Source organism: uncultured Formosa sp., from assembly GCF_947500765.1.
Classification (GTDB): Bacteria; Bacteroidota; Bacteroidia; order Flavobacteriales; family Flavobacteriaceae; genus Formosa.
On the sequence record NZ_CANMTH010000001.1, the window covers coordinates 257336 to 282653 of the forward strand.

20 protein-coding genes are annotated in these 25318 nt (G+C 32.2%); 9 read left to right on the forward strand and 11 right to left on the reverse strand.

Annotated features, from left to right (window positions below):
* Positions 1-439 precede the first annotated feature (439 nt).
* The 6 genes from Q1B05_RS01135 to Q1B05_RS01160 all read right to left on the reverse strand — a co-directional run bounded on the left by Q1B05_RS01135 (position 440) and on the right by Q1B05_RS01160 (position 10290).
* Complete coding sequence (locus Q1B05_RS01135) at positions 440-1036, reverse strand: hypothetical protein (protein ID WP_299776671.1); 597 nt, start codon at positions 1034-1036, stop codon at positions 440-442.
* A gap of 289 nt (positions 1037-1325) precedes the next feature.
* Complete coding sequence (locus Q1B05_RS01140; protein WP_299776673.1) at positions 1326-2618, reverse strand: amidohydrolase family protein; 1293 nt, start codon at positions 2616-2618, stop codon at positions 1326-1328.
* 14 nt (positions 2619-2632) lie between these two features.
* The gene (locus Q1B05_RS01145) at positions 2633-5581 is read right to left on the reverse strand and encodes an amidohydrolase family protein (protein WP_299776675.1); all 2949 of its coding nucleotides are present in this window, start codon (positions 5579-5581) and stop codon (positions 2633-2635) included.
* A 618-nt stretch (positions 5582-6199) separates the two neighbouring features.
* Positions 6200-6805, reverse strand: a complete 606-nt coding sequence (locus Q1B05_RS01150; RefSeq protein ID WP_299776677.1) for a hypothetical protein — start codon at positions 6803-6805, stop codon at positions 6200-6202.
* Positions 6806-7413: 608 nt separating this feature from the next.
* Positions 7414-9309: an amidophosphoribosyltransferase gene (locus Q1B05_RS01155; RefSeq protein ID WP_299776679.1), complete on the reverse strand. Its 1896-nt coding sequence runs from the start codon at positions 9307-9309 to the stop codon at positions 7414-7416.
* Positions 9310-9363: 54 nt separating this feature from the next.
* A complete protein-coding gene (locus tag Q1B05_RS01160; RefSeq protein ID WP_299776681.1) occupies positions 9364-10290 on the reverse strand; it encodes a PfkB family carbohydrate kinase in 927 nt (308 codons plus the stop codon).
* A gap of 260 nt (positions 10291-10550) precedes the next feature.
* Between Q1B05_RS01160 and Q1B05_RS01165 the strand changes: the two genes are divergently transcribed.
* Positions 10551-12509 (forward strand): M1 family metallopeptidase, encoded by a 1959-nt coding sequence (locus Q1B05_RS01165; RefSeq protein ID WP_299776683.1) that lies wholly within the window; start codon positions 10551-10553, stop codon positions 12507-12509.
* A gap of 17 nt (positions 12510-12526) precedes the next feature.
* On the opposite strand, the gene Q1B05_RS01170 is transcribed toward Q1B05_RS01165, so the two are convergent.
* Complete coding sequence (locus tag Q1B05_RS01170) at positions 12527-13162, reverse strand: ribonuclease H family protein (RefSeq protein WP_299776685.1); 636 nt, start codon at positions 13160-13162, stop codon at positions 12527-12529.
* A gap of 7 nt (positions 13163-13169) precedes the next feature.
* Entirely contained in the window at positions 13170-13745 is a 576-nt protein-coding gene (purN, locus tag Q1B05_RS01175; RefSeq protein WP_299776688.1) for a phosphoribosylglycinamide formyltransferase, read from the reverse strand.
* Positions 13746-13980: 235 nt separating this feature from the next.
* On the opposite strand from purN, the gene Q1B05_RS01180 reads away from it, so the two are divergent.
* The 5 genes from Q1B05_RS01180 to pyk all read left to right on the forward strand — a co-directional run bounded on the left by Q1B05_RS01180 (position 13981) and on the right by pyk (position 18293).
* Positions 13981-14214, forward strand: coding sequence for an acyl carrier protein (locus tag Q1B05_RS01180; RefSeq protein WP_007647141.1), 234 nt, complete (start codon positions 13981-13983; stop codon positions 14212-14214).
* A 13-nt stretch (positions 14215-14227) separates the two neighbouring features.
* Positions 14228-15481 carry a beta-ketoacyl-ACP synthase II gene (gene fabF / locus Q1B05_RS01185; RefSeq protein WP_299776691.1) on the forward strand — a complete coding sequence of 418 codons (1254 nt, stop codon included), beginning with the start codon at positions 14228-14230 and terminating at the stop codon, positions 15479-15481.
* A gap of 6 nt (positions 15482-15487) precedes the next feature.
* Entirely contained in the window at positions 15488-16228 is a 741-nt protein-coding gene (rnc, locus tag Q1B05_RS01190) for a ribonuclease III (RefSeq protein WP_299776693.1), read from the forward strand.
* Positions 16229-16365: 137 nt separating this feature from the next.
* On the forward strand, positions 16366-16851 hold the full coding sequence (locus tag Q1B05_RS01195; protein WP_299776696.1) for an IPExxxVDY family protein: 486 nt from the start codon (positions 16366-16368) through the stop codon (positions 16849-16851).
* Positions 16851-18293 (forward strand): pyruvate kinase, encoded by a 1443-nt coding sequence (pyk, locus tag Q1B05_RS01200; protein ID WP_299776698.1) that lies wholly within the window; start codon positions 16851-16853, stop codon positions 18291-18293. The genes Q1B05_RS01195 and pyk overlap by 1 nt, the downstream gene beginning before the upstream one ends.
* 103 nt (positions 18294-18396) lie before the next feature.
* Here pyk and Q1B05_RS01205 read toward each other — a convergent pair whose 3' ends face one another.
* The 3 genes from Q1B05_RS01205 to dinB all read right to left on the reverse strand — a co-directional run bounded on the left by Q1B05_RS01205 (position 18397) and on the right by dinB (position 23519).
* Positions 18397-19740 carry a hypothetical protein gene (locus Q1B05_RS01205; RefSeq protein WP_299776700.1) on the reverse strand — a complete coding sequence of 448 codons (1344 nt, stop codon included), beginning with the start codon at positions 19738-19740 and terminating at the stop codon, positions 18397-18399.
* Between the two features lie 23 nt (positions 19741-19763).
* Positions 19764-22190: a TonB-dependent receptor gene (locus Q1B05_RS01210; protein ID WP_299776702.1), complete on the reverse strand. Its 2427-nt coding sequence runs from the start codon at positions 22188-22190 to the stop codon at positions 19764-19766.
* Positions 22191-22418: 228 nt separating this feature from the next.
* Positions 22419-23519 carry a DNA polymerase IV gene (dinB, locus tag Q1B05_RS01215; RefSeq protein WP_299776704.1) on the reverse strand — a complete coding sequence of 367 codons (1101 nt, stop codon included), beginning with the start codon at positions 23517-23519 and terminating at the stop codon, positions 22419-22421.
* A 92-nt stretch (positions 23520-23611) separates the two neighbouring features.
* On the opposite strand from dinB, the gene Q1B05_RS01220 reads away from it, so the two are divergent.
* From Q1B05_RS01220 to Q1B05_RS01230, 3 genes are read left to right on the forward strand one after another with little or no spacing between them, the layout of a single operon-like run.
* On the forward strand, positions 23612-24289 hold the full coding sequence (locus Q1B05_RS01220; RefSeq protein WP_299776706.1) for an NAD(P)H-binding protein: 678 nt from the start codon (positions 23612-23614) through the stop codon (positions 24287-24289).
* On the forward strand, positions 24270-24743 hold the full coding sequence (locus Q1B05_RS01225; protein WP_299776709.1) for a CYTH domain-containing protein: 474 nt from the start codon (positions 24270-24272) through the stop codon (positions 24741-24743). The genes Q1B05_RS01220 and Q1B05_RS01225 overlap by 20 nt, the downstream gene beginning before the upstream one ends.
* Positions 24740-25285 (forward strand): YciI family protein, encoded by a 546-nt coding sequence (locus tag Q1B05_RS01230; RefSeq protein WP_299776711.1) that lies wholly within the window; start codon positions 24740-24742, stop codon positions 25283-25285. The genes Q1B05_RS01225 and Q1B05_RS01230 overlap by 4 nt, the downstream gene beginning before the upstream one ends.
* Positions 25286-25318: the final 33 nt, after the last annotated feature.

Below are 25318 nucleotides of genomic sequence, written 5' to 3' on the forward strand. Positions count from 1 at the left end.
TATTCTATTTTAACCAGTTATTTAGTGTGAAGAGATTATTGGGTTAATTTAGTATAGGTTAGGGGTAATTCCTTATATAATTTATATTTTCAGTTTGTTAAAGATATGCTTAGCTATGTAAAATTAACTTCAGATTACAGGCTTGTTCTTTTATATATGATGTGTTGAATATTTCAGGAACTAGTGTATTACATTTTTTGTTTGATATTGAATATAGATGCTATTCAAACGGCCTTAATTTAATATGTAGATCTTTTAATTAATACTGCAATTATGTTTTGCTTTGAATCTGATTAAATATTGATTTAATTAATTCTTGAGATCATTATTATAAATGAATAGATCTAGTTTAATTTATTAAGTTCAGAACCTTATAAACAAAAAAAAAGCGTGAACTTCTATAAGTTCACGCTTTAAATATTTTGAATCTAATTAAATTTTAGATGCTGAAGTATTCTACGAATTCTCTACCGTTAGCTTTAACAACCACTTTGTAGTTTCCAGATTCTTTTTTAGATAAGTTATATGCACGTTGAATATTTGCTGTATCTGTAAATTTTTCTTTATTAATGACATCGTAATGATTGTCTTTTTCAAATAAAAGCGTAACAGTTACATCTTTTTTATCTAATTCTAATTTAGATAAATATACAATGTTGTTTTTAACATTAACAGCTGGTTTGTAAATTACTTTTTCGTTTGGAGAAAATCTTACTTCTCCGTCTTTAACATTAAAAGGAATCACTTTAACTTGATATGCTTTTTCATGTTCGAAAAAATATACTCCATTTGGCAATGTTGAAAAGTCGAAAGTGTTATTTACACTTCCAGAAGTTTTAAAAGTTTTATTGTAAAGAATAAATCCTTTAATGTCTTTAATATATAATTGTTGTCCTTCTTTTACATTGTCTAATGTTAATGTAATCTCCATGTCTCTTCTTCCGTCAAAATCAGATGACAAGTTGCTTGCAAATCCTGATGCAAAGCTGGTAGCGACTACCAACAAGCAAATACTAAGTGTCATTATTTTTTTCATAATTAATTTTTTATCTATTAACATATGTCAAAGATAGATAGATAGCAGGTGTTGCAAAACATCAATATTGGCTACTTTATATTCTATTTTAACCAGTTATTTAGTGTGAAGAGATTATTGGGTTAATTTAGTATAGGTTTGAGTTAATTTATGATATATTATACTATTATGTGTTTTTTATAAGTGTATAATTTTATCTTTTTCATTCTAAGTTTGGGACAAAAAAAGAGTGAGATAAAAACCTCACTCTTTATTATATGTATTAATACACTTTTAACTTATTAGGCGTTTATTCGTTTTCATATTTATTCATATATCGTTTCCATAGTTCAGTTTGGTGTGTTTCTAATGAAATTTCACGACCATCTATAAAAGCATTTATAAGCTGATTAGTTCTCATATCTAAAGCATCACCTTCAGATATAAATAATGTAGCACTTTTACCTACTTCTAGAGTTCCGTACATGTTGTCTATACCTAATATTTTTGCTGTATTTCTTGTAATTAAAGATAGTGCACGCTCTTTATCTAATCCTTGTCCTGCAACTTGGCCAGCATAAAATGGTAGATTTCTTGTTTGGAAGTTCTCACTTTCTGCATTTTGTATTCCTACTAGTAAACCTGCATCTGTTAATAGTTTAGGAAGTTTGTATGGTAAGTCGTAATCCTCATCTTCAAATTTAGGTCTGTTATGTGTAGCTTGTACTAAAACAGGAATGTTGTGTTGTTTTAAAAAATCGGTTATTTTATAAGCTTCATATCCGCCCACTAAAACAATACTTTTTATTCCTTCGTTTTCAGCTAACGTTATAGCATCTATTATCTCTTTTTCTCCATCAGCATATATGTATAGTTTTTGAGAGCCGCTATACAATCCTTGCATGGCTTTAAAAGGGCTGTTTTCTTCTTTAGAGACTGTTTCACCATATGCTTTCGAATCCTGTAAAAAGCTTGTGATTTTTGCTATTGTTTTTTGATATGTATCGTTTGGTTTATAACCTCTATCTTCACCTCTGCGATTAAATTTATAACTACTTGGCCAATGTAAGTGAATACCATCGTCTACTTTCACTGCGGCGTCTTCCCAATTCCAAGCATCTAATTGTACAATAGATGATGTTCCAGAAATATCTCCACCTTGAGGAGTTATCTGAGCTAGCAACACACCATTAGGACGCATGCTTTCTACTACTTTAGATTCGGCATTATAAGCAATTAAACTGCGTACATGAGGAATAAATTCTCCTATTTCATCTTCATCTTTACTTGCTCTAACCGCGTTAATTTCTATTAATCCTAGGGCTTTTGTCGGAGCAATAAAACCTGGGTAAATATGTTTTCCTGTACCGTTAATTTTTTTTCCTTTTCTAGCAATTTTCATTTTTGCATCACCAACGAAGGTTAACGCGCCTTCTTCGAACATGATAAGTGAATTCTCTATGATGGTTCCGTTTCCTAAATGTGCCGTTGCGCCTTCTATAGTTATAGCTTCTTTTTGAACTGATGCTGGAGTTTGTTGTGCCCAAGAAAAGGCTACACTAAACAAAACGACTAGCACTAATATGTTTTTATATGTTTTCATTATAGTTCTTTATTTTATAGTGATTCGCAAGTCATTTCTTCTTTTCTCTTGCCTGTTGGTTTTTGTGTCTTTTTACCCTTAGACTTTTCTTGAAGCATTAAATTAATTAACTTAGAACGTTCTTTTTTTATGCTTTCACGTTGTAATTTGTCTTTTTCGCTATCAAAATACACAACACCTTCAATTAGTGTTTTTTCAGCTTTAGCATAAATAGACATAGGATTGTCGTTCCAAAGTACAAGATCTGCGTCTTTTCCTTTTTTAATACTTCCAACTCTTTCGTCTAGATGTAATAATTTTGCAGGATTTATAGTTACCATTTTCCAAGCTTCTAATTCGGTCATTCCTCCGTATTTTACAGTCTTTCCAGCTTCTTGATTTAATCGTCTAATCATCTCCTGATCATCACTGTTAATTGCTACAGTAATGCCTTGTTGTTGCATTATTGCAGCGTTATATGGTATCGCATCATTTACTTCAAACTTGTATGCCCACCAGTCGCTAAATGTTGCAGCTCCAACACCGTGTTCTGCCATTTTATCGGCTACTTTATAACCTTCTAAAATATGTGTAAAAGTGTTTATTTTAAAGTCGAATTTTTCAGCCACTTTCATTAACATGTTAATCTCACTTTGCACGTAAGAATGACAGCTAATAAAACGTTCTCCGTTAAGGATTTCTAAAAGGGTTTCCATTTCTTCGTCGTAACGATAAGGTGTTCCGCTTTTTTTCTTTTCGCCATATTCTTTGGCGCGTTGGAAATAGTTAATAAATACTTGTTCTACTCCCATTCGTGTTTGAGGAAACCTGTTTGTGCTTCCCCAATTACTTTGCTTTACGTTTTCACCTAAAGCGAATTTTATAAACTTAGGAGAATTGTCGTATATCATATTCTCTGCAGTTTCTCCCCATTTTAATTTTAGTATCGCAGAACGCCCACCAATAGGATTAGCCGAACCGTGTAATAATTGTAACGAGGTAACACCCCCGCCAAGTGCGTAATAAATACTAATATCGTCTGGATCTACAACATCTTCCATGGTTACTTCTGCTGAAGAATTATGACCAGATTCGTTAATAGATAGTGCTGCAATATGACTGTGTTCATCAATGATACCTGCAGTTAAATGTTTTCCGGTAGCATCAATTACTTTTGCTCTTCCAGCAGAAAGGTCTTTGCCAATTTTAGCTATTTTACCATCTTTAACTAAAACGTCTGTATGTGTTAATATCCCTTGGTCTTCACTCGTCCAAACTGTTGCATTTTTAAATAAAATGGTTTCTTGTTTTGGTAGTTCTAAGTTTCCATAACCAATATTTGGATAAGTTACAGGAACTATTTCTGTAGGTTTTTCCGTTTTATCTTTCTGTTCTTTGTTTTCAAACGGCGCTATTTTTTTTGCTTTAAAGCTATCTTCTCCACTTATTGTTACAACTTTTCCTGTAAACACATCTGTATTTGATGTAATTAAAGATGAAAATCTATATGTTTCTGAAGAATGGTCTGAAAAGGACATATTTAGCCAGTTGTTTTCAAATTTAAATTTAGAATCTAAAGTTGTTGAGTCTTGCTTTATGGTTGCTTTTGGGTTGTCTGCAGAGCCTTTAATTGAAAGGTTGAACACTTTCGAATTTGCTGTAATTGTATATTCTCCTCTTATGTCGTTTGTGTTGGCTGTTTTAATAAGATTCTTTTTCCCTTGTACCCAGTTTTCATATAAAATGGTTTCTTTATCAAAGTAGTCTCCGGAGGTAATAATAAAATTAGCTTCCATTCCTTTTTGTAATGCTCCAATTCGGTTAGATTGTCCTAATATTTGAGCAGGAACAGTTGTTAATGCTTCTAAAGCTCTTGTTTTAGAAAGTCCTCGTTCTATTGCTTCTGTAAGTTTTTCTTTAAACTCTTTAGTTTGTTTTAAACTGTTTAAAGTGAATGAAAATATTATACCATTATCTGCCAATATTTTTGGATTAGCAGGAGCTTGATTCCAATGGCGCATATCTGATAGAGATATAAATGTTTCACTAAACGGATCTGATACATCGTAAGCATCAGGGAAATTTAAAGGTAAAATTAATTTAGCATTTGTAGCTTTTATAGCCGAAACCATTTCGTATTCATCTCCACCTCCAAGAATGGTGTATTGAATGCCAAATGCATCACCAATTTTGTCGGCTCTTAATACATTACTTTTAGAGCTTGCATCAAATATTTGAACAAGTGCTTTATTATTATTTAAAGCTTCTAAAGAACGGTCTGTAATATCTATATTACCTTTCGCATACCAGTCTGCATCGTGATAAAACTGTCTTAATAACGCAGTGGTTCCCATTAAAGAAGATGGGTAGGATTGTGTTTTGATAACACTTTTAGTGAACGAAAAATATTGAGCAGAACGATCGTTTAAAATTCGGTCTGCATTAGTTCCGTTTTCGTTTAATGTTACTAGAACACCGGTTCCTCGTGCAATACCATCTTGTAGATGTGTGTTTACAGTACCAAAACCAGCTTCAAGTAATTCTTTTGCTTTTTTACTATCATATTCAAAAACATCTACAGCATCTGTTTCTGGCATAATATGATCGTTCCAATAAAATCCGTCTCTGGTAGCATCATACTGTGCAGATCGGCCTCGACCTCCTGTGCGTTTTGGTGTTGTTACTCCAAAATCGGAGTACACATCTATAAACGAAGGATAAATAGTTTTGTTTTCGGCATTAATAATTACCGTGTTTTTAGGAAGTGTAACTTGAGCCGCAGCAGTAACAACTTTACCGTCTTTAATTAATAACGTACCAGATTCTATAATGGTAGTTGGAGTTATATAAATTTTTGCATTTGTAAAAGCTGTGTAATTATGGTTGTTAGATTTTACACCTTTGCTTTCTGGAAAGTAATCTTGTGCTTTTAAGAGGCTGCTACTAGCCATAAGAAGTATTAAAAATAGTAATCTTTGTTTCATCTAGTACTCTTTTTTTTAGTGTTAATTATTAGGGATTCTTTCTTGATAATTATAGAAAACTATAATGTAAATAAGATTAAATAAAGAATAATGATATTCGCCTTCTAAACTTTTTTTATCGAAAGCTGTTTTATAATTATTTACATTGTTTTCTTGTCTAAATATATAGGTAATCTAAATGAGGTGTATTTCCTAATTACTTTTTTTTTACTGTTTTTAGCTTTATTTCGTTAAAAATATGAGTATTAAATTTTTAATTCGTTATTTAAGTAATTATTTATTCGTTATTTCGAATATTAGGATAATTATAATGTAGTGACATTTTATAATTATTTAAAGATGTTCAATAGGGTGTAGGGCCTGCCTTTTATGTAAGTGAGTGTAGTGACAGTTGCTAATAAAGGTGTGTTTCTGAGTCTGTACAATAAATACGTTTTAGTAAACGTAACTTTTTAGTAGTGGTGTAGAATTTGTAGATTATTGAAACTTTAATTATAAGAATATGGGTTTAGTTTTTTGTTAACTATTAGGCATAAAAAAAGAGTGAGATAACCAGTCCCACTCTTACAAACAAACTAACTAAATTTAATAGTATAATGAAATACTATTTATTTAAAACTATATTTTAAAGTTTTCAATGTAGCTTTTACCGTTACTATTGATTATAACTTTGTATTTTCCTTTGTGTAATTCTGATAAGCGGTATGCACGCTCTATTTTTACTGTGTTTGAAACATTATCAGAGTGTACTAATTTGAATTCATTTTTATTTTTAGCAGCGTAATAAATCTCAATTTTTACATCATTTTTATCTAAATCTAATTTAGATACATATATGTAATCATTTTTAATTTTTACTATAGGCTTGTAAACTGTTTTTTCGTTAGCCTTGTCAAAATTAACTTCACCAAAAGATACAGTAAAAGGAATTAATTTTGTGTATTGATCTTTTTCATGTTCAAAATGGTAATCACCATTAGGTAGTGCTGATAAATCAAATCTATTATTATAAACTCCAGATTTTTGAATTGTTTTATTATAAAGAATAGTTCCGTTTTCGTCTTTAATAGATAATTTCTGTCCTGCCTTTACATCATTTAAAGTTAATGTAATTTCCATTTTCGTTCCATCGTCTTTTTTAGAAAAAGAGATGTTTGCATAAGTTGATGCAATGCTAGAAGTCATTACTAACAAACAAATACTAAATGTGATAAATTTTTTCATAATTGTTTTTCTTAACGATTAACACTGCAAATATATGAGCGTTATTATTGTTAGAAAACATCGATATTGGCAAGATTGTATAGTATTTTAACCGTTAAATTAATGTTACCAATAGCTAGAGTTAATATTGCATATATTTGGGGTAATCTCGTGCAGTTTTACTATGTTTTGGGGATACAGCTATTAATTTTAAGTAGAAACTATGTTATATTGATTTAAGGAAGTGGTAATAATACGTGATCTATTATTTAATTTTATTCTTATATATATGTTGTGTATTAATGAGCTAATAACTAGATTTTAAATTATTAGATAAATGGCAGTGTAAATGTAATTGGAGCGTTTATGGGATAAATTGTAGTATACTAGATTGTTATGTGTGTTTTCTTGTTTTAAAATGAATGGAATTATTTTAAAAATAAAAAAGGTGAACGTTAGTTCACCTTTTTTGCCCCAAATCTACCATGAACTTAACCTACTTATGTTATGGTCATGGCAAATTAGAGTATTTATGTATTATCAGATAATCTTTTAGATTAAGTGCATTATTATTAGGTAAAATGTGCTTTTGTAGTGTTTAAGCTACTTTGAAGTACTGTAAAACCTTATTAGTAAGCACGTTGATTATTGCCTTCATAAAAATTAATATAGGCTCTATTTACAACACGATTTCCACCAGGAGTTGGGTAGTTTCCTGTAAAATACCAGTCACCTAAATTCTTAGGACATGCTTTATTTAAATTTTCAACACTTTGGAAAATGGTATACACTTCAGCATTAATAGTCTCATCAGAAATAAGTTCGGCTATTTTAATAGATAACTCATCATCTGTAAACTGATCGTATAAATCCTTAACAAAGTTCTGAACAAGAGTATCTTTTAAATCTACTTGAGCTATACATTTTTTATAAGTCTCTTCAATTAAATGATATTTATTTTGATCTTTAAGTAAGCTTAACATTGCTCTAAAAGCAACTAAGCTTTCTAGATTAGCCATATCAATACCGTAACAATCTGGATAACGAATTTGTGGTGCAGACGATACAACAACAATACGTTTAGGGTGTAAGCGGTCTAGCATTCTAATAATACTTTTTTTAAGCGTTGTACCACGAACAATACTATCGTCTATAATTACAATGTTGTCGGTGTTTTTAATAACACCGTAAGTTACATCGTAAACGTGTTCTACTAAATCGTCTCGACTACTATCTTCGGTAATAAATGTACGTAGTTTAGCATCTTTAATTGCGATTTTTTCAATTCTAGGGCGTTCCTTTAATATGTCTGTAACTTGTTCTTCAGATAAATTTTTACCCTCAATTATGGCTTTGGTTTTTCTTTTATTCAAGTAATCTTCAACAGATTCTATCATTCCATAAAAAGATGATTCTGCTGTATTTGGTATATAAGAGAAAACCGAATTTTTAGTGTCGTACTTAATGGTTTCAAGAACTTTAGGCATTAATAATTTACCTAAAGTTTTACGTTCTTGATATATTTCAGCATCACTTCCTCTAGAGAAATAAATACGTTCGAAAGAACATGCTTTACGTTCTGTAGGTTCTAAAATCTTTTCAATTTTAACTTTTCCAGATTTTTTTGTGATAATAGCATGACCGGGATCTAGTTCTTTCACCTTGTCAAAATCTACATTAAAAACGGTTTGTATTACAGGGCGTTCTGAAGCGACTACAACTACTTCATCATCTTGGTAATAATATGCTGGTCTAATTCCAGCAGGATCACGTAATACAAAAGAATCTCCATGACCTAGCATTCCAGCCATAGCAAAACCGCCGTCGAAATTTTTCCCTGCTCTTTTTAAAATTTTACCAACATTTAAGCGTTCGGCAATTAAAGGGGAGCATTCTGTTTTAGAATAGCCTTCTGCTTTTAATTGTTTGTATTTTTTAGCAACAGAATCGTCTAAAAAATGACCGATTTTCTCCATTATAGTAATGGTGTCTGCCTTTTCTTTAGGATGTTGACCAATGCGAATTAAATTGTCGAATAATTCATTAACATTAGTCATGTTAAAGTTTCCAGCAAGAATTAAGTTTCTGTGCATCCAGTTGTTTTGTCTTAAAAACGGGTGTACACTTTCTACGCTATTTTTACCAAATGTACCATAACGTACATGACCTAGAAGTACTTCTCCTACATAAGGAATATGTTTTTTTTGTAGCTCTACATCGTCTGCATATTCTGGATGTTCTACTAATTCTTGATTTATTCTTTCGTTAATCTGAGCGAATATATCTTGAATAGGTTGTTGAGCATTAGATCTTACTCTGCTTATGTAGCGTTCGCCTGGCTGAGTGTCTAATTTAATACTTGCAAAACCAGCACCATCTTGACCGCGATTGTGTTGTTTTTCCATCATTAAATACATTTTATTTACACCATAAAATGCAGTACCATATTTTTCTTTATAGTATTCTAATGGTTTTAAAAGTCTTATGAGTGCTATACCGCATTCATGTTTTAAAGCATCGCTCATTGTATATATAATAAAATTAATTAAAAAACGCGCTTTTATATAAGCGCGTGTTTTTTATGATAAATCTATATTGAATGTTGTTAACTCCTTAAATTGTTGCAGTCGAATGTTTAACTCTTCTGTCGTGACCTTTTGTAAACGTTCTGTTCCAAATTCTTCAACACAGAAGGACGCTAAAGCCGAACCATATATAATGGCAGTTTTCATATTTTCGAATGTGTATTCACCTGAATTTGCTAAAAATCCAGCAAATCCACCAGCAAAAGTATCTCCTGCTCCTGTAGGATCGAAAACGCTTTTTAATGGTAATGCAGGTGCAGAGAAAATATTATCTTTATGAAATAATAAAGCGCCATGTTCTCCTTTTTTAATAACCACAAATTGTGGTCCTAATTTAAAGATTTTTTGAGCGGCATTAACTAAAGAATATTCTCCAGTTAATTGTCTTGCTTCTTCATCATTAATTGTAAGTACATCTACTCTAGCAATTACTTTATGTAAATCTTCTAAAGCATTATCCATCCAGAAATTCATAGTATCTAAAATGGCTAATTTTGGTTTAGTCGTCATTTGGTCTAAAACACCAAGCTGTACTAAAGGGTGTAAATTCCCTAACATAACAACTTCTGCATCTTTATATGTTTCTGGAACACAAGGATTGAAATCTGCTAATACATTTAACTCTGTTGCTAAAGTATCTCTAGTATTCATATCGTAATGGTAACGGCCACTCCAAAAGAATGTTTTTCCGTCTTTTACGATCTCTAAACCTGAAATATCAATGTTTTTATTAGATAATAAATCTAGATAGTCCTGTGGAAAGTCGTTTCCTACTACAGAAACTACTGCGCTGTCTACGTTGAATTGAGATGCAGATAATCCTATATAGGTTGCCGCACCACCAAGAATTTTATCGGTTTTCCCGAAAGGTGTTTCAATAGCATCAAATGCTACAGTACCTACAATAACTAATTTACTCATAAAAGAGGGCTAATGTTTTTTTGCAAATATAAGTCTTTTAACGGCTAATGCATAAACAAAGTTTATTTAGAATAGTATTGTGTTTTTAATAGGCCTTATAACCGAGTTTTGTTGCTTATTTTATAATTAATAATGGGTTTTAATTTGAATTATTAAATAATAATTGATGCTTTTAAAGGTTTAGTAAAAATGAACTGTTTGAAATCTTTTTGTATTAAGAATGCTTACCTTAGATAAGCAAAAGCAAACTTTTTAGTATTATGAAATTTCCTAATTCTCTAGCCTTTTTAGTGTTTTTAACATTAAATACGGTAAGTGCACAGTACAACCCTTCACAAATTTTTATCACTGATTTTTATAAAAATAACGGAAATTCTGTTAGAAGTGCTTCTGGGAAACCAAGCTCTGGTTATTGGCAAAACGAAGCAGATTATACTATAAAAGCGTCTTTTGATGTGGGGTCGTATTTGCTTGAAGGAGAGGTTGTAATAGATTATACTAATAATAGTCCAGATCAATTAGAATCTTTGTGGTTACAGTTAGATCAAAATATAGGCAATGCAAGCTCTAAGGCAAGTCAATTAAGTGGATATAGCAAAGCTTTAGCGGAATCTAAAGGTTATATTCTTAAAAGTATTCGTGTTTTAAAAGATAAAACATGGGAGGATGTCCCTTATGTTATCGATGGAACACGTATGCAAATACGATTAGAAGAGGCATTAAATTCTAATGAAGATATTTCGATTTCTATAGCATATTCTTATGTTTTACAAACGAGAAGTAGTGGTGGAAGATCGGGTTATATGAATGCAGATGATGGAGAGATTTTTGAATTTTCTTATTGGTATCCAAGATTATGTGTTTACGATGATTATTACGGATGGAATACGTTGCCCTTTATTGGAAGCGGAGAAATGTACCTAGATTATGGAACAATAGATTATGAAGTAACAGTACCTTCCGATCAGGTTGTTGTTGGGGCAGGTGCATTGATAAATGGAGATGAAATTTTAAGTACTAAAACGCTTAAACGATTAGATGCTGCTAAAAATTCAGATAAAACCGTATTTATAAGAAGTGCTAAAGAATTAAAAACCCCCGTAACAAAACATAAAAACGGAACAACAACATGGCATTTTAAAATGGATAACACACGAGATGTTGCTTGGGCGATGTCTAAAGGATATATTTGGGATGCTGCTAAAATTAATTTGCCTAGTGGTCGTAAAGCTTTAGCGCAATCTGTTTATCCTTTAGCGTCTACAAAAGATAAAAAAGCATGGGCTAGATCTACTGAATTTATGAAATTTTCTGTCGAAGAATTTTCCCAGAAATGGTTCGAATATCCGTATGCTGTAGCTACAAGTGTTGCGGGATCTGTTGGCGGTATGGAATATCCAGGATTAGCTTTTAATAGTTGGAAAGCAGAACCATATAGTATGTTTTTGCTAGCATCTCATGAAATAGGTCACACGTGGTTTCCTATGATAGTTGGTTCCGACGAAAGACGATTTCCTTTTATGGATGAAGGCTTTAATACCTTTATTGATATTTATGCACATGATAATTTTAATAACGGAGAATTTGCGCCTAAAAGAGATGGCGAATATGCTGCGCTAGGTGGTAACCCCGCCGATGAAATAATTAAAGTAATGGAGGATTGTAAAAATGGTCCGACGTTAATGACGCCTGCCGATGATATGGGGCGTGAATTTGTGCATCCTTTAGCCTATTTTAAATCGGCTTTCGGATTGGTGCTTTTAAGAGAAGTTGTTCTTGGTCATGATAAATTTGATTATGCTTTTAAACAATACATTCAAAATTGGGCTTATAAACACCCGAAACCTGAAGATTTTTTTAGAAGTATGGATAATGGTTCTGGCGAAGATTTGTCTTGGTTTTGGTTAGGGTGGTATCATCATAATTGGCAATTAGATCAGGCTATTACGAATGTTGAATATGTTAAAGAAAACGAAGTTAATGGTGTTGCCATTTCTGTCGTTAACAACCAGCAAATGGTTATGCCTATTTTGGTTCATGTCGAGGAGGCAAATGGAAAAATACACGATTTTAAAGTGCCGGTAGAGATTTGGAAGCTTGGTAAAACAGCACAGTTTCATGTCGGTACAACTTCAAAAATCACTCACATAGTTATAGATTCTAAACATCAATTACCAGATACAAATAGAGGTAATAACGAGTGGAATGCTAAAGGTTAAAAGGGTTATGTTTCTCGCTATTTTCTTCCGAAATCTGCAGGAATTTCTCCCCAAGCTTTAGTTTCCCATTTAACTATTGTTGTAATATAATCGTTGTTTTTAAGCCAATTTTCAGCACGATTAATTAAATCGAATACGTCTTTGTTTTTGTCGGTTTTCTCCAGTTTTGTATTACATTTTTTCTTTTTAACCCAGCTTATGGCGGTTCTAGAATCTGTGTAAATTAATAAGTTACTATTGTTTTTTTTTAATAAAGCTAAGCCGTGAACAATAGCTAAAAATTCACCTATATTATTTGTGCCTTGTTTAAAAGGACCTTGTATAAATAGTTGTCTTTTTGTTTTTGTGTCTACACCTCTGTATTCCATTATGCCTGGATTTCCACTGGAAGCAGCATCAACAGAAATAGAATTGTAATTGGGTTGTCCGATTCGTTTTAATTCTTCAGAAGTCAATCCACTTGTAAATTTTTTATTGCCAATAAAATCTTTCGGATTGCTATTTAGAGCATGCTTTGCAGCTTCAAGCGTAGGAAAAGATTTGTAAACGGCACCTTGATAATCTTTGGTTTGTGCTTTACAGGCATTCCAGGTTTCGTAAACACCTACTTTGTGGCCTTTCCAAACGGTATAGTATTTTTTCTTTTTCGACATCTGTTTTTTATGCTTCCTTTTGGTTTAAAACTTTATCAACAATAACAGGGAAGTGTTCCATTTCTAATTCGTGAATTTTAGCAGCAATATCATCAGCTGTGTCGGTGCTTAATACAGGACAAGTGGCTTGAAAAATAATAGCGCCTTCATCATAATTTTCATTTACATAATGAATTGTAATTCCTGTTTCAGATTCTTTATTTGCAACTACTGCCTCATGAACGTGCATGCCATACATCCCTTTTCCTCCAAATTTAGGTAATAAAGCAGGATGTACATTAATAACCATGTTTGGGTATGTATTTAGAATTTGTTCGGGGAATTTCCATAAAAACCCTGCTAAAATTATAAGATCTGGTTTTGCGCTTTTTAATAGGTTTAAAACGTTGTCGGTCTTTGTAAAAGCAACTTTGTTAAAGGATAAAGCGCTAACCTCTAGTTTTTTGCATCTGTCAAGAACTTTAGCTTGTGGGTTATTTGTTAGCACTAGAGTTACTGATGCGTTAGTTTTTGTTTTAAAATATTTTATTAAGTTTTCAGCATTCGATCCAGATCCAGAAGCGAAAATTACAATACGTTTCATGTGTTATGTTTTTATAATATTAATAAGCTTAAAATCGTGATAAACACTGTGAAATAGGGCTTGAAACGACTTATTCCTTTTTTGAAAAAAGGATAAATTTTTAATAATTTTTATGCAAAATTAAATCACTTCAACTTAATTTAATTAAATTACATTCACTATTTTTAAACTAAAAGCGTGTTTTAAAATAAAGTTTTTTATTTTTGCACCTTATTTAAACTTAAAATTAAAGATTATGTCAGACATTGCATCAAGAGTAAAAGCGATTATCGTAGACAAATTAGGTGTTGATGAAAACGAAGTTGTAACTGAAGCTAGCTTCACGAACGACTTAGGAGCAGATTCATTAGATACTGTAGAATTAATTATGGAATTCGAAAAAGAATTCGATATCCAAATTCCAGATGATCAAGCAGAAAACATTGCAACAGTTGGTCAAGCTATATCATACATAGAAGCTGCAAAATAAGGAAAAGATTTTTATGGAACTAAAGCGAGTAGTAGTTACAGGTTTAGGAGCTCTTACACCTATTGGAAATACCAAAGATGAATTTTGGGATGCTCTAATTAGTGGAAAAAGTGGAGCTGCTCCTATAACATATTTTGATACTGAGAAGTTCAAGACTAAATTCGCTTGCGAATTAAAAAACTTTAATCCTACCGATTTTCTTGATAGAAAAGAGGCTCGTAAAATGGATCGATTTACTCAGTATGCTATGGTAGCTTCAGATGAAGCTATCCTAGATGCTAAGTTAGATTTAGATGTCGTTAATAAATTACGAGTGGGTGTAATTTGGGGAGCAGGTATAGGTGGTCTAGAAACATTCCAAAATGAAGTTTTAAACTTTGCCGCAGGCGATGGTTCACCACGATTCAATCCTTTTTTTATTCCTAAAATGATTGCAGATATAGCACCAGGTAACATTTCTATTAAACATGGATTTATGGGGCCTAACTATACTACAGTTTCGGCTTGTGCATCTTCTGCCAATGCTATGATAGACGCACTAAACTATATCCGTTTAGGTCAATGCGATGTTATTGTAACAGGAGGAAGTGAAGCTGCCGTAACAATTGCAGGAATGGGAGGTTTTAATGCTATGCATGCATTATCGACAAGAAATGAAAGTCCAGAAACAGCATCTAGACCTTTTGACGCAACTCGAGATGGGTTTGTGTTAGGAGAGGGCGCTGGGGCAATTGTTCTTGAAGAGTATGAACATGCAAAAGCAAGAGGCGCTAAAATTTATGCAGAAGTTGTGGGTGGAGGAATGTCATCAGATGCATATCATATGACGGCACCACATCCAGACGGTATAGGAGTTATAGCTGTAATGAGAAATTGTCTTGAAAATTCAGGCTTGAAACCAGAAGATGTAGATCATATCAATACACATGGTACGTCTACACCTTTAGGAGATGTTGCAGAATTAAAAGCAATTACCGAAGTTTTTGGTAAACATGCTAAAAACATTAATATCAATTCAACAAAATCTATGACAGGTCACTTGTTGGGTGCTGCAGGTGCTATAGAATCTATTGCTGCTATTTTAGCAATGGAATATGGTATTGTGCCACCTACTATTAACCACGAGGTTGTAGATGAGAGAATTGATTCTGAATTAAACTTAACACTTAACAAACCTCAAAAGAGAGATGTTAAAGTGGCTATGAGTAATACCTTTGGATTTGGCGGTCACAACGCTTGTGTATTATTCAGAAAATTAGAAGATTAAACACGAATGAAAAACATTCGTTACATATTAAATTCCCGTTTTAAAAATAACGGGAATTTTTTTGTTTCTGTGACAAAAATTTTAGGTTTTAAACCTAGAAATGAAAGTTTCTACAAAACAGCTTTCACTCATCGCTCTATGAATATAAGAGACGGTAAAGGGAATGCTATTAATTACGAACGATTAGAGTTTCTTGGAGACGCTATGTTGGGTGCTGTTATCGCTTCTTATTTGTATACAGAAGCTCCTGCAGGAGACGAAGGTTATCTTACAAAAATGCGTTCTAAAATAGTAAGCCGTGAGCATTTAAATGAACTCGGACGAGATTTAAATTTAATAGAATTAATAGATAGTAAAATTCCTAAAGGTCAATTTGGAGACAATATTCATGGGAATTTATTCGAAGCTCTAGTAGGTGCTATTTATTTAGATCGCGGATTTAAATATTGTGAGAAGTTTATTAATTATCGCATTATTTCACCTTTTGTTGATATCGAAAAACTAGAAGGTAAAGTTATTAGTTATAAAAGCTTACTTATAGAATGGTGTCAGAAAGAAAAGAAAACATTCGATTATAATGTGTACGATGACACAGGAAACGACGATGTTAGACATTTTGCGGTTAAGCTAGCAATAGATAAGAAAGTGATTGCAAAAGCAAGAGCAACCTCTAAAAAGAAGGCTGAAGAGAAGGCGTCTAAGCGCGCATTCTTTGTGTTTCAGAAAGAAATTACAAAAAACAATTAGCATAAAGAGTTATTCTTCTGTTTTTCACAAAAATTCTTCAAAACTAAAACGTTTTCGTGAAAATATAACAATAAGATAAGCAAAAAGGTCCTTTTTGAATGCTTATAAATGTTATCTTTACAATTAAAGTAATGATTATGGCTATTCATAAACTTAATCTTGAAGACTTTCTAGAAGACGTCGATTACATTTTAATTGCCATACATAGTCGATTAGAAGATTATAGATTAGCGTATTATTTAAACAAAAATTTAAATTTAAGTTTAACTAGAAGCGCTCAAGATGTAGATTATGAATATTTTTCAGCTGCTTATTCCATTTTTGAGTGGAAGGACGAAATTAATTTAATTACATATAATTTAGTGTCCAATATATGTAAACGCGAAGAAGATAGCTTACAAAGCTCTGGTTCTCTGTTTGCAAATGAAGAAAAAATTATAAAGTCTTATAACTTAATTCCTGAGTTAAAAAATGTAGATTATTTAATGAAGATTACGAAAGAAGACTTACAAATAAGTGAACAATTAATAGTGAACAAGATCCAAGAAATACCTCAAGTTATTACAACTTATACGGTAAATGTGGATCAGATAAAATCTAAAGACAATTTAATTTTTAATTAATGTTGAAAAGAAAGAAGACCAAAATAGTGGCCACGTTAGGGCCAGCGACGAGTACGAAAGAAGTTTTAAAAGGCATGTTAGACGAAGGTGTCGATGTGTTTAGAATTAATTTTTCTCATGCTGATTATACTGATGTAGAAGAGCGTATTAAAATGATTCGTGATTTAAACGAAGAATTCGGTTACAATGCTGCAATACTAGGAGATCTACAAGGTCCAAAACTTCGTGTAGGTGTCATGAAAGAAGAAGTGTTTGTAAGCCCTGGAGATGAAATCATTTTTGCTACTGGCGAAAGATTTGAAGGAACCAAGGAACGTGTTTACATGACTTATAAGCAATTCCCACAAGATGCTAAACCAGGCGAACGTATTCTTCTAGACGATGGTAAATTACTTTTTGAAGTTGTTTCAAGTAACAATGTAGATGAAGTAACTGCAAGGGTTGTACAAGGAGGTCCTTTAAAATCTAAAAAAGGAGTAAACTTACCTAATACAAATATCTCTCAACCAGCACTTACAGAGAAAGATATAGAAGATGCTATTTTTGCTATTAAAATGAAGGTAGACTGGATGGCTTTGTCATTTGTACGTCATGCTGAAGATTTAATGCAATTACAGGAGCTTATTAAAGAACATAGTGATGATAAAATTCCAATTATTGCTAAAATTGAAAAACCAGAAGCGGTAGAAAATATCGATAAAATTGTTGCGTATTGCGATGGTTTAATGGTGGCTCGTGGTGATTTAGGTGTTGAAATTCCTGCAGAAGAAGTACCATTAATTCAAAAGCAATTAGTGTTATGTGCTAAAAAAGCAAGAATTCCAGTAATTATTGCAACGCAAATGATGGAGACTATGATAGATAGTTTAACTCCAACACGTGCTGAGGTTAATGATGTAGCAAACTCTGTAATGGATGGTGCTGATGCTGTTATGCTTTCTGGAGAAACTTCTGTTGGTCAATATCCAATTGAAGTAATCAAGAAAATGTCTAATATTATTAAAAGTGTAGAAGATTCACCACTTATTAAAGTGCCACAATCTCCTCCGCATATTCGTACAAAACGTTACATTACTAAAGCTATTTGTTTTCATGCAGCTAATATGGCTAATGAAATTAATGCTCAAGCTATATCTACATTAACAAATAGTGGTTATACAGCATTCCAAATTTCTGCTTGGAGACCATCTGCTCACATTTTAGTATTTACATCTAACAAACGTATCTTAACGCAATTAAATTTATTGTGGGGTGTTAAGGCACTTTACTATGATAAATTTGTTAGTACAGATGAAACTATTGAAGACGTAAACAAGCTGGCTTGTGCTAAAGGGTATTTAGAAGAAGGAGATATGGTAATTAGTTTAGCTGCCATGCCTATTCATGAAAAAGGAATGGTAAATACATTACGTGTTACAGAAATTACAAAGAGTAAACTATAATATTTACATATAGGTATAATACTATATAAAAGCCTCATTAACATACGTTAATGAGGCTTCTTTTTTGATTAATAAAAAAACAGAAAGTTGTTTTCCGTTTTATTTAGAATACACCAATAAAGTGACTTCCTTCTACGTTTACTAATTCTGCACCTTTAGTAACTTCTCCAGTTTCTGTTTCTACAGCATAAATGTTTCCGTTTTCGCCAACTGGTGCTTGTGTTAGGTATATTTCTGTTCCGTCTACAACAAAACCTTGGTATTGGAATAAGTAAAAATCAGGATCGTAAGGAATTGCATCAATTTTTTGAGCTGTTTTAGCGTTTAAATCTGCAAGAGCAAAGAAGCCTTGAGCTCCTGCTACACCTTCAGCAGATCCGTCATGACGATATGCAATTACAGCTTTACCATTTGCAGCTGGTCTCCATGCTAAAATGTATGCACCTTCTATTCCTAAAGCTTCATCTAAATTGAAGTCGTAAGAATCATCATATTCATTATCAGCATCAATTTTTAAGATATAAGATCCTTCTGGATCACTTTGATTTGCTTGGTATACGCTTCCATTATATTCGAAAGCGTTAATACTACGGTATCCGTTTGTATTACCATGACCTACAGTAGATGTGATTACCGATGGGTTTAATAAAGATGGGTAGTCTAAAATGATTGTTTTAGATCCTAATATTTCATAATCACTTTCACTTTCTGTAGTGGCAGGATCAATTTTACTTAAACGTGCACCAATATATAATTTATCTCCAGCTTCGTTTAATGTAGGCATATCAATTCTAGAAATATAGTATCCAGCAGCTTCTTCTTCTTCACTTAAAGCCACACTATGCTCTTGAAAGTTATTGATTAATGAGTTTTCTAAATCTAAGGTTACAACACCAATTGTAGCATCTGTACGTGTGTAATCTCCATTGTCGTCAAATTCATTTTCGTTAGATACATATACTGCTGCTCCAGTTTGGTCTCCGTCGAATAATTTAATCCATCTTGGAGCTGTTCCTACATAAGGCGCAATACTAATTTCTGAACCTGTTTGTGTGAATGTTTGTCCACCTTCTACAGTATATTTAGTGTAGTTTCCTCCTGTATCTCCAGCGTAACTAATATTAAACATTGTGTTTCCGTCTTCAGAAGATTGTAATCTGGCAGTTCTGTTAGACGGTACTATAAATCCGTTATCAAAAGGCTCTATAGATACAGTTGGGTCTTTAGCATCGTCACTATTAATCGAATAAATTAATGTACCTCCATTACCATCTCCTGGATCGTCTCCCATTCTTGCTGCAGCTACGGTTATCCATCTTGTTCCATCTGTAGGGTCAGGATCTGGGTCTATTGTTTTTTCCGTATCGTCACTACTGCATGAAGTAAAAAGGCCAATGGTTAATGCTATGGCACTAAGTAATTTGTAATTTGAAATATTGTGTTTCATATTATAATTATTTGTTGTAGTTATTAAAATTTATTGATTGTGTAATTTAATTTTAGGTAAAAGGCTCTTCCAGGTTTTTGTACAGATAGGTTATCATATACAGCTTCATCAAATATGTTTTTGATATCAAAACTTACAACTAGGTTGTTGTTTGGAAAAGAATAACTCGCTCCGAAATCTTGAGATAATTGTTGAGGTACTAAAAAGAATTCGTCTCCTACTGTGTTAGATCCTTGAGCAGTTAGGTATGAGAACTCATCAGTAAAGTACATTGTGTAAAACAGGTTGAGTTGTGAGTTTTTTTGAATAAGATCTTTAAATGAATAACGTAAACTTCCATTCATAGTAAAAAATGGTGTGTTCGGAATATCTATTTCTGTGCCAAGAGCGGTTTCTGTAGTTAAATCGAAATGCGAGATATTAAAGTTGAAACCAAAATTATTATTATAGTTATAATTTAATTGAGCATCTATGCCTTTAGATTTTGCATTCCCTTGGTTTACATATACTATTGTTTCGTCGTCTATATTTAAGGAGGTTTCAATAGGCAAACCAATGCGATCAGTTATATCTCTAATAAACAGATTTGTTGAAATTGAAAAGTCATGTTTTTTAATTTTAAACGCTCCAAATCTAAATCCTAAATTGTAATTTTTACTGGTTTCTGGTCTAATACTTGGGTTGGCAACTACATTGTCTCCATCGTTTCCAAATACTTCAGTTTCGTCTGGTAAACGGATAGCCTTTTCAGCAGATGTTAATAAGGATACATTTGATAGAATGTCGTAAGACACAGCAAAGCCATAGCCATTATCTTTATTGTCACTTTTTGTAATTTCATCTACAATTTGATCGTTTCCATTGGTATCTTCTTCTATATCAGGGTCTATGTTTATAGTTTTTTGCTGATAGTGTTTTCTAAACACATTTGCTTTTAATTTGTTATCAAAAGCACTAAACTCGTAGGTTAAAGAATAAATGTTTTTATGTAAATCTCGAGTTCCTATGAAAGTGTTTTCTAATACAGATAATAAGACATCACTATCTTCTCTGTCTATTCCCGTATAGACGTGGTTAAGTAATACTTTATGTTGTTTATTTATTTCATAAGATACTCCTGTTCTTAAAGAAGCTACATGTCTTTTAATTGTTGCCAATGTTGGTCCGCCTTCTTGTTGTGAGCCCCAAGTGTATTGGTATTCGTCTCCTTTATAATCAATAGCTCTATCGCCATTCCAACTATACGCCCAAGCTACAGTATCGTTTACAACACGGTTTCTTGTCCCGTATAAACCATGTACGTTTACATCTAAGCCTTCAGTAAAAAGATCTTTCTTTTGGTATGTTAAGCTTCCTAGTAATGCATCAGATTCTAAAAACCGATCTTTATAAGGTGTGATAGTCATAAAAGCACCATGTTGCACTTCTTTGTAATCATCAGATCCTGTTAATCCAACAAAAAATTGATCGGCCCACTTAACATCAGTATACCCTAATTGTAACATTCCGCCTAAAGATTTATAGGCATCGTTAAATCGTCTTGCTGTAATTGGTGTTTGTACGCCACCTAATCCAGTAACCACTACGCTTCTTCCTGAAACTTTATAATCGTTATCGGAGTAATTATAAAAACCAGAAGCTTTTACTGTAAATCCAGATTCATCAAAACGATATAAACCATTAATACTTGTTTGTAGTGTGTTGAATGAACCGTAAGAAATTGATGCATTTAAATTATTTTTAGCGTCTTGTTTAAGCACAATATTTATAGCTCCACCTAAAGCATCGTCTGCTAAATAACCTGGGACTACTCCTTTATATACTTCAATACGTTCAATCATTGCTGGAGGTATGCTATTTAGACTAAACGAAGAACCATAAATAGAAATCGGGATACCATCAATAAAAATACGCACAGCGCTTCCGGATAATCCATTTAAGCTGTATTGTACATCAGATCCTAAACCTCCATTTTGTCTTATATTTACACCAACACTGGTTTTTAATAATTCATTGGTTTGAATATTTCGTATACCAGCTTCTTTGGTTTCTATAACATTAACCGAGAATCCTTTATCTTCTATTTTTTGCTTAGTGGTCTGCGATTTTACTAATACTTCATCTAAATTTTGGTATTCAGCAAATTTTAATATGGTGTTGTGTGTTTTGTTTTCAGAATTATGAGAAACTTGTATTGTTTTAGAATTTGCATTTAAAGAAATAATTTGAATGTTATACGATCCAAAAGCCACATTCTTAAAACGATAATTACCATTAAAATCTGTAGTTGTTTCTTTAGTAAGATTTTTACCTGTTAATATAATATGAGCTCCTAGTACAGGTTCTGTAGTATCGAAAACGATGTGTCCTTTTAAATCTTCGTTTTGTGCTATAGCAACACCACTAATTAAAAATAGTAAAGCGGTTAATTGTCTTTTTATCAAGAGCATTATTATTTATTTTCGAGCAAAATTAACCTTATTTAGACTAAGTACAAATAAAAATAACAGATTTGAGGATAATTTTACAACTGTAGTAATTTGATAGATTTAATTTAATAAGAATGATTCTAAATTGAGTATTCCGTAAATGAATGTGTTGTTAAGTAAGAATTATTTATTCTATTTAAGTATTTAAATAGTAATTGTAGTATTATGAAGATGAAAGAGACTTGAAAACTAAAACTGAAATTTTAATTGAACGCTAATGCTCTCTTGCTCTGTTTTATTATTTGGTTTTTCTGTATTCAAATTTGAAATAGAGATTCCTAACAACCGTACAGAATTGGTTAATTTTTCTTGAATAAGTAGTGATTTTACAGTATCCATTATTAAAGCGGCATCACTAATAAAATAATGCAATGTTTTGCTTCGGGTTTGCAAAGTAAAATCACTGTATTTAATTTTAAGTGTAATGGTTTTTCCAGCGACTTTGTTTTTTTTTAATCGTTTAGAGACTTCTATTGCAATAAGTTCAAGTTTTTCAAGCATGAAAATTTCACTCGATAAATTTTCACTAAAGGTGCGTTCTGCTGCTAACGATTTTCTAATACGATTTGGTTTGACTTCGCTATTGTGAATGCCGCGAACCACATGGTAATAATATCTTCCAGATTTTCCGAAATGAGAATCTAAATATTCAATAGATTTAGATTTTAAATCTTTACCTGTATATATACCTAATTGATACATTTTTTCTGCAGTCACTTTTCCAACGCCATAAAACTTCCGAACATCTAAATCTTCTAAAAACACTAAAACATCTTCTGGGTTAACTGTTTTTTGTCCGTTAGGTTTGTTGTAATCGCTAGCGACTTTTGCAATAAATTTATTGATAGAAATTCCTGCCGAGGCTGTTAAACCGACTTCTTTAAAAATACGAGATCTAATTTCTTCAGCAATAAGTGATGCGCTAGGGTTTCCTTTTTTATTAATGGTAACATCTAAATAGGCTTCATCTAAAGATAAGGGCTCTACCAAGTCTGTATAATCGAAAAATATTTTTCTAATTTGCTTAGAGATTTCCCGATAACGATCAAAACGCGGTTTAACAAAAATTAATTCTGGACAATTACGTTTTGCCTGAATACCACTCATGGCACTTTTAACTCCAAATTTTCTTGCTTCGTAACTGGCTGCACTAACAACACCTCGTTTTTCACTTCCGCCAACCGCTATGGCTTTACCTTTTAGCTCAGGAACATCCATTTGTTCTACAGATGCGTAAAAGGCATCCATATCAACATGAATAATTTTTCTTAAAGGAAAATCTGACTCCATAAATTAGTGTAGCTATGCTATGGTTTATTGCGCTGTGTTTTGTATACTATTACACAAATTTATAATAACTTTATTAAAGCAAATATAAACTTATGGGTAAAACAGCTATAGTATTAGGAGCGACAGGTTTAACAGGTGAAAATTTACTAGAGAAACTTTTAAATGATAGCGACTATAGTAGAATTGTCTTGTTTAGTAGGTCGGCTTGTGGGATAAAGCATTCTAAAATTACAGAGTATTTAATAGATATGTTTGAATTAGATAATTATAAAACGTTATTTCGGGCAGATGTGGTGTTTTGTTGCATTGGTACTACGCAATCTAAAACACCGGATAAAGCAATATATCATAAAATAGATTATGGTATTCCTGTAGCCGCAGCCAATTTATGTGTAAAAAATAATATAGATCGTTTTATATGTATTTCTGCATTAGGCGCAAATTCAACAAGTAAGGTTTTTTATAACAGAACTAAAGGCGAAATGGAAGCTGTTGTGTTATCTTTAAAGATAAAACATACATATTTGCTTCAGCCATCTTTAATTGTGGGTTCTAGAAAAGAGTTTAGATTTGGTGAAGTTATGGGTAAAATGGTAATGAAAGTTTTGTCGCCATTATTTAGAGGAAGTCTTAAAAAATATAAACCAATAGAATCTAAAACAATAGCATCTGCTATGCTTTGGTTAGCAGAACAAGGCTACGAATTACAATGTATACCTTCAGAAAATATAAAAGAGATCGCAAAAATATATGATAGAAATAGAGCGTAAATTTTTAGTAAAATCTAATGATTTTAAAACAGAAGCTTTTAAACAAACAAAAATAATTCAAGGGTTTTTAAATACGGATAAAGAGCGAACCGTTCGTGTGCGATTAAAAGGAGATGAGGGATTTTTAACTGTAAAAGGTAAATCTACCAAAAATGGTTTAGAACGATTCGAATGGGAAAAACCTATCGATAAAACTGATGCTGAAGCACTTTTAAAATTGTGTGAAGAAGGTGTAATTGATAAAATTCGTTATGAAATTAAAATGAATCAACATACTTTTGAAGTCGATGAGTTTTTTGGAGCTAATGAAGGATTAATAGTTGCAGAAATTGAATTAAGCTACCCTACAGAAGTGATTTCAAAACCACTTTGGTTGGGAGAAGAAGTGACCGGAGAAGTGAAATATTATAATTCGCAACTCAGTAAAAAACCTTTTAAAACTTGGAATACATGAAATATTCAATACTTATAATTGCCATTTTAATACTTGTTAGTTGCAAGAAGAACGATAATTCAACGCCTTTAACTCAATCTGAAACAGATTCTATTGGTCAAGCAGATATGGCTATAGATTCAGTAAAAACAGCAGCGGTTATTAAGGTGCCTAAGAGCTATAACGAGATTAAAGCAGAATTAACGGCACAAGGTTTTGAAACTTACGATTATATAGATGAAGAAACTAAAGATACGCTTTTAATACAGCAGTACTTTATGGCTATTTTAAAAGGTGGAACTGTAAGAACGCAGAACGAAGAGGAAGCAAAGCAATTACAAGACGAACATTTTGCATATTTAAATAAGATGTACGAGTTGGGCTATGCAGACATTTCTGGAGCTTTTGGTGATGAAGGTGATATGAGAGGTATTACTATTTACAATGTACCTACTCAAAAAATGGCAGATAGTTTAGCGAAAGCAGATCCTATGGTAAAGTCTGGGCAATTAGATGTAGATGTTCATCCGTGGTGGTCTGCAAAAGGATATAATTTGCGTTAAAACGACTTGTTGTAAACGTTGTTTTTAATTTAA

Excerpts from the sequence above, each read along its gene's own strand:
- Q1B05_RS01135 (WP_299776671.1), bottom strand. The coding sequence starts at position 1,036 with ATGAAAAAAATAATGACACTTAGTATTTGCTTGTTGGTAGTCGCTACC.
- Q1B05_RS01140 (WP_299776673.1), bottom strand. The coding sequence starts at position 2,618 with ATGAAAACATATAAAAACATATTAGTGCTAGTCGTTTTGTTTAGTGTA.
- Q1B05_RS01145 (WP_299776675.1), bottom strand. The coding sequence starts at position 5,581 with ATGAAACAAAGATTACTATTTTTAATACTTCTTATGGCTAGTAGCAGC.
- Q1B05_RS01150 (WP_299776677.1), bottom strand. The coding sequence starts at position 6,805 with ATGAAAAAATTTATCACATTTAGTATTTGTTTGTTAGTAATGACTTCT.
- Q1B05_RS01155 (WP_299776679.1), bottom strand. The coding sequence starts at position 9,309 with ATGAGCGATGCTTTAAAACATGAATGCGGTATAGCACTCATAAGACTT.
- Q1B05_RS01160 (WP_299776681.1), bottom strand. The coding sequence starts at position 10,290 with ATGAGTAAATTAGTTATTGTAGGTACTGTAGCATTTGATGCTATTGAA.
- Q1B05_RS01165 (WP_299776683.1), top strand. The coding sequence starts at position 10,551 with ATGAAATTTCCTAATTCTCTAGCCTTTTTAGTGTTTTTAACATTAAAT.
- Q1B05_RS01170 (WP_299776685.1), bottom strand. The coding sequence starts at position 13,162 with ATGTCGAAAAAGAAAAAATACTATACCGTTTGGAAAGGCCACAAAGTA.
- purN (WP_299776688.1), bottom strand. The coding sequence starts at position 13,745 with ATGAAACGTATTGTAATTTTCGCTTCTGGATCTGGATCGAATGCTGAA.
- Q1B05_RS01180 (WP_007647141.1), top strand. The coding sequence starts at position 13,981 with ATGTCAGACATTGCATCAAGAGTAAAAGCGATTATCGTAGACAAATTA.
- fabF (WP_299776691.1), top strand. The coding sequence starts at position 14,228 with ATGGAACTAAAGCGAGTAGTAGTTACAGGTTTAGGAGCTCTTACACCT.
- rnc (WP_299776693.1), top strand. The coding sequence starts at position 15,488 with ATGAAAAACATTCGTTACATATTAAATTCCCGTTTTAAAAATAACGGG.
- Q1B05_RS01195 (WP_299776696.1), top strand. The coding sequence starts at position 16,366 with ATGGCTATTCATAAACTTAATCTTGAAGACTTTCTAGAAGACGTCGAT.
- pyk (WP_299776698.1), top strand. The coding sequence starts at position 16,851 with ATGTTGAAAAGAAAGAAGACCAAAATAGTGGCCACGTTAGGGCCAGCG.
- Q1B05_RS01205 (WP_299776700.1), bottom strand. The coding sequence starts at position 19,740 with ATGAAACACAATATTTCAAATTACAAATTACTTAGTGCCATAGCATTA.
- Q1B05_RS01210 (WP_299776702.1), bottom strand. The coding sequence starts at position 22,190 with ATGCTCTTGATAAAAAGACAATTAACCGCTTTACTATTTTTAATTAGT.
- dinB (WP_299776704.1), bottom strand. The coding sequence starts at position 23,519 with ATGGAGTCAGATTTTCCTTTAAGAAAAATTATTCATGTTGATATGGAT.
- Q1B05_RS01220 (WP_299776706.1), top strand. The coding sequence starts at position 23,612 with ATGGGTAAAACAGCTATAGTATTAGGAGCGACAGGTTTAACAGGTGAA.
- Q1B05_RS01225 (WP_299776709.1), top strand. The coding sequence starts at position 24,270 with ATGATAGAAATAGAGCGTAAATTTTTAGTAAAATCTAATGATTTTAAA.
- Q1B05_RS01230 (WP_299776711.1), top strand. The coding sequence starts at position 24,740 with ATGAAATATTCAATACTTATAATTGCCATTTTAATACTTGTTAGTTGC.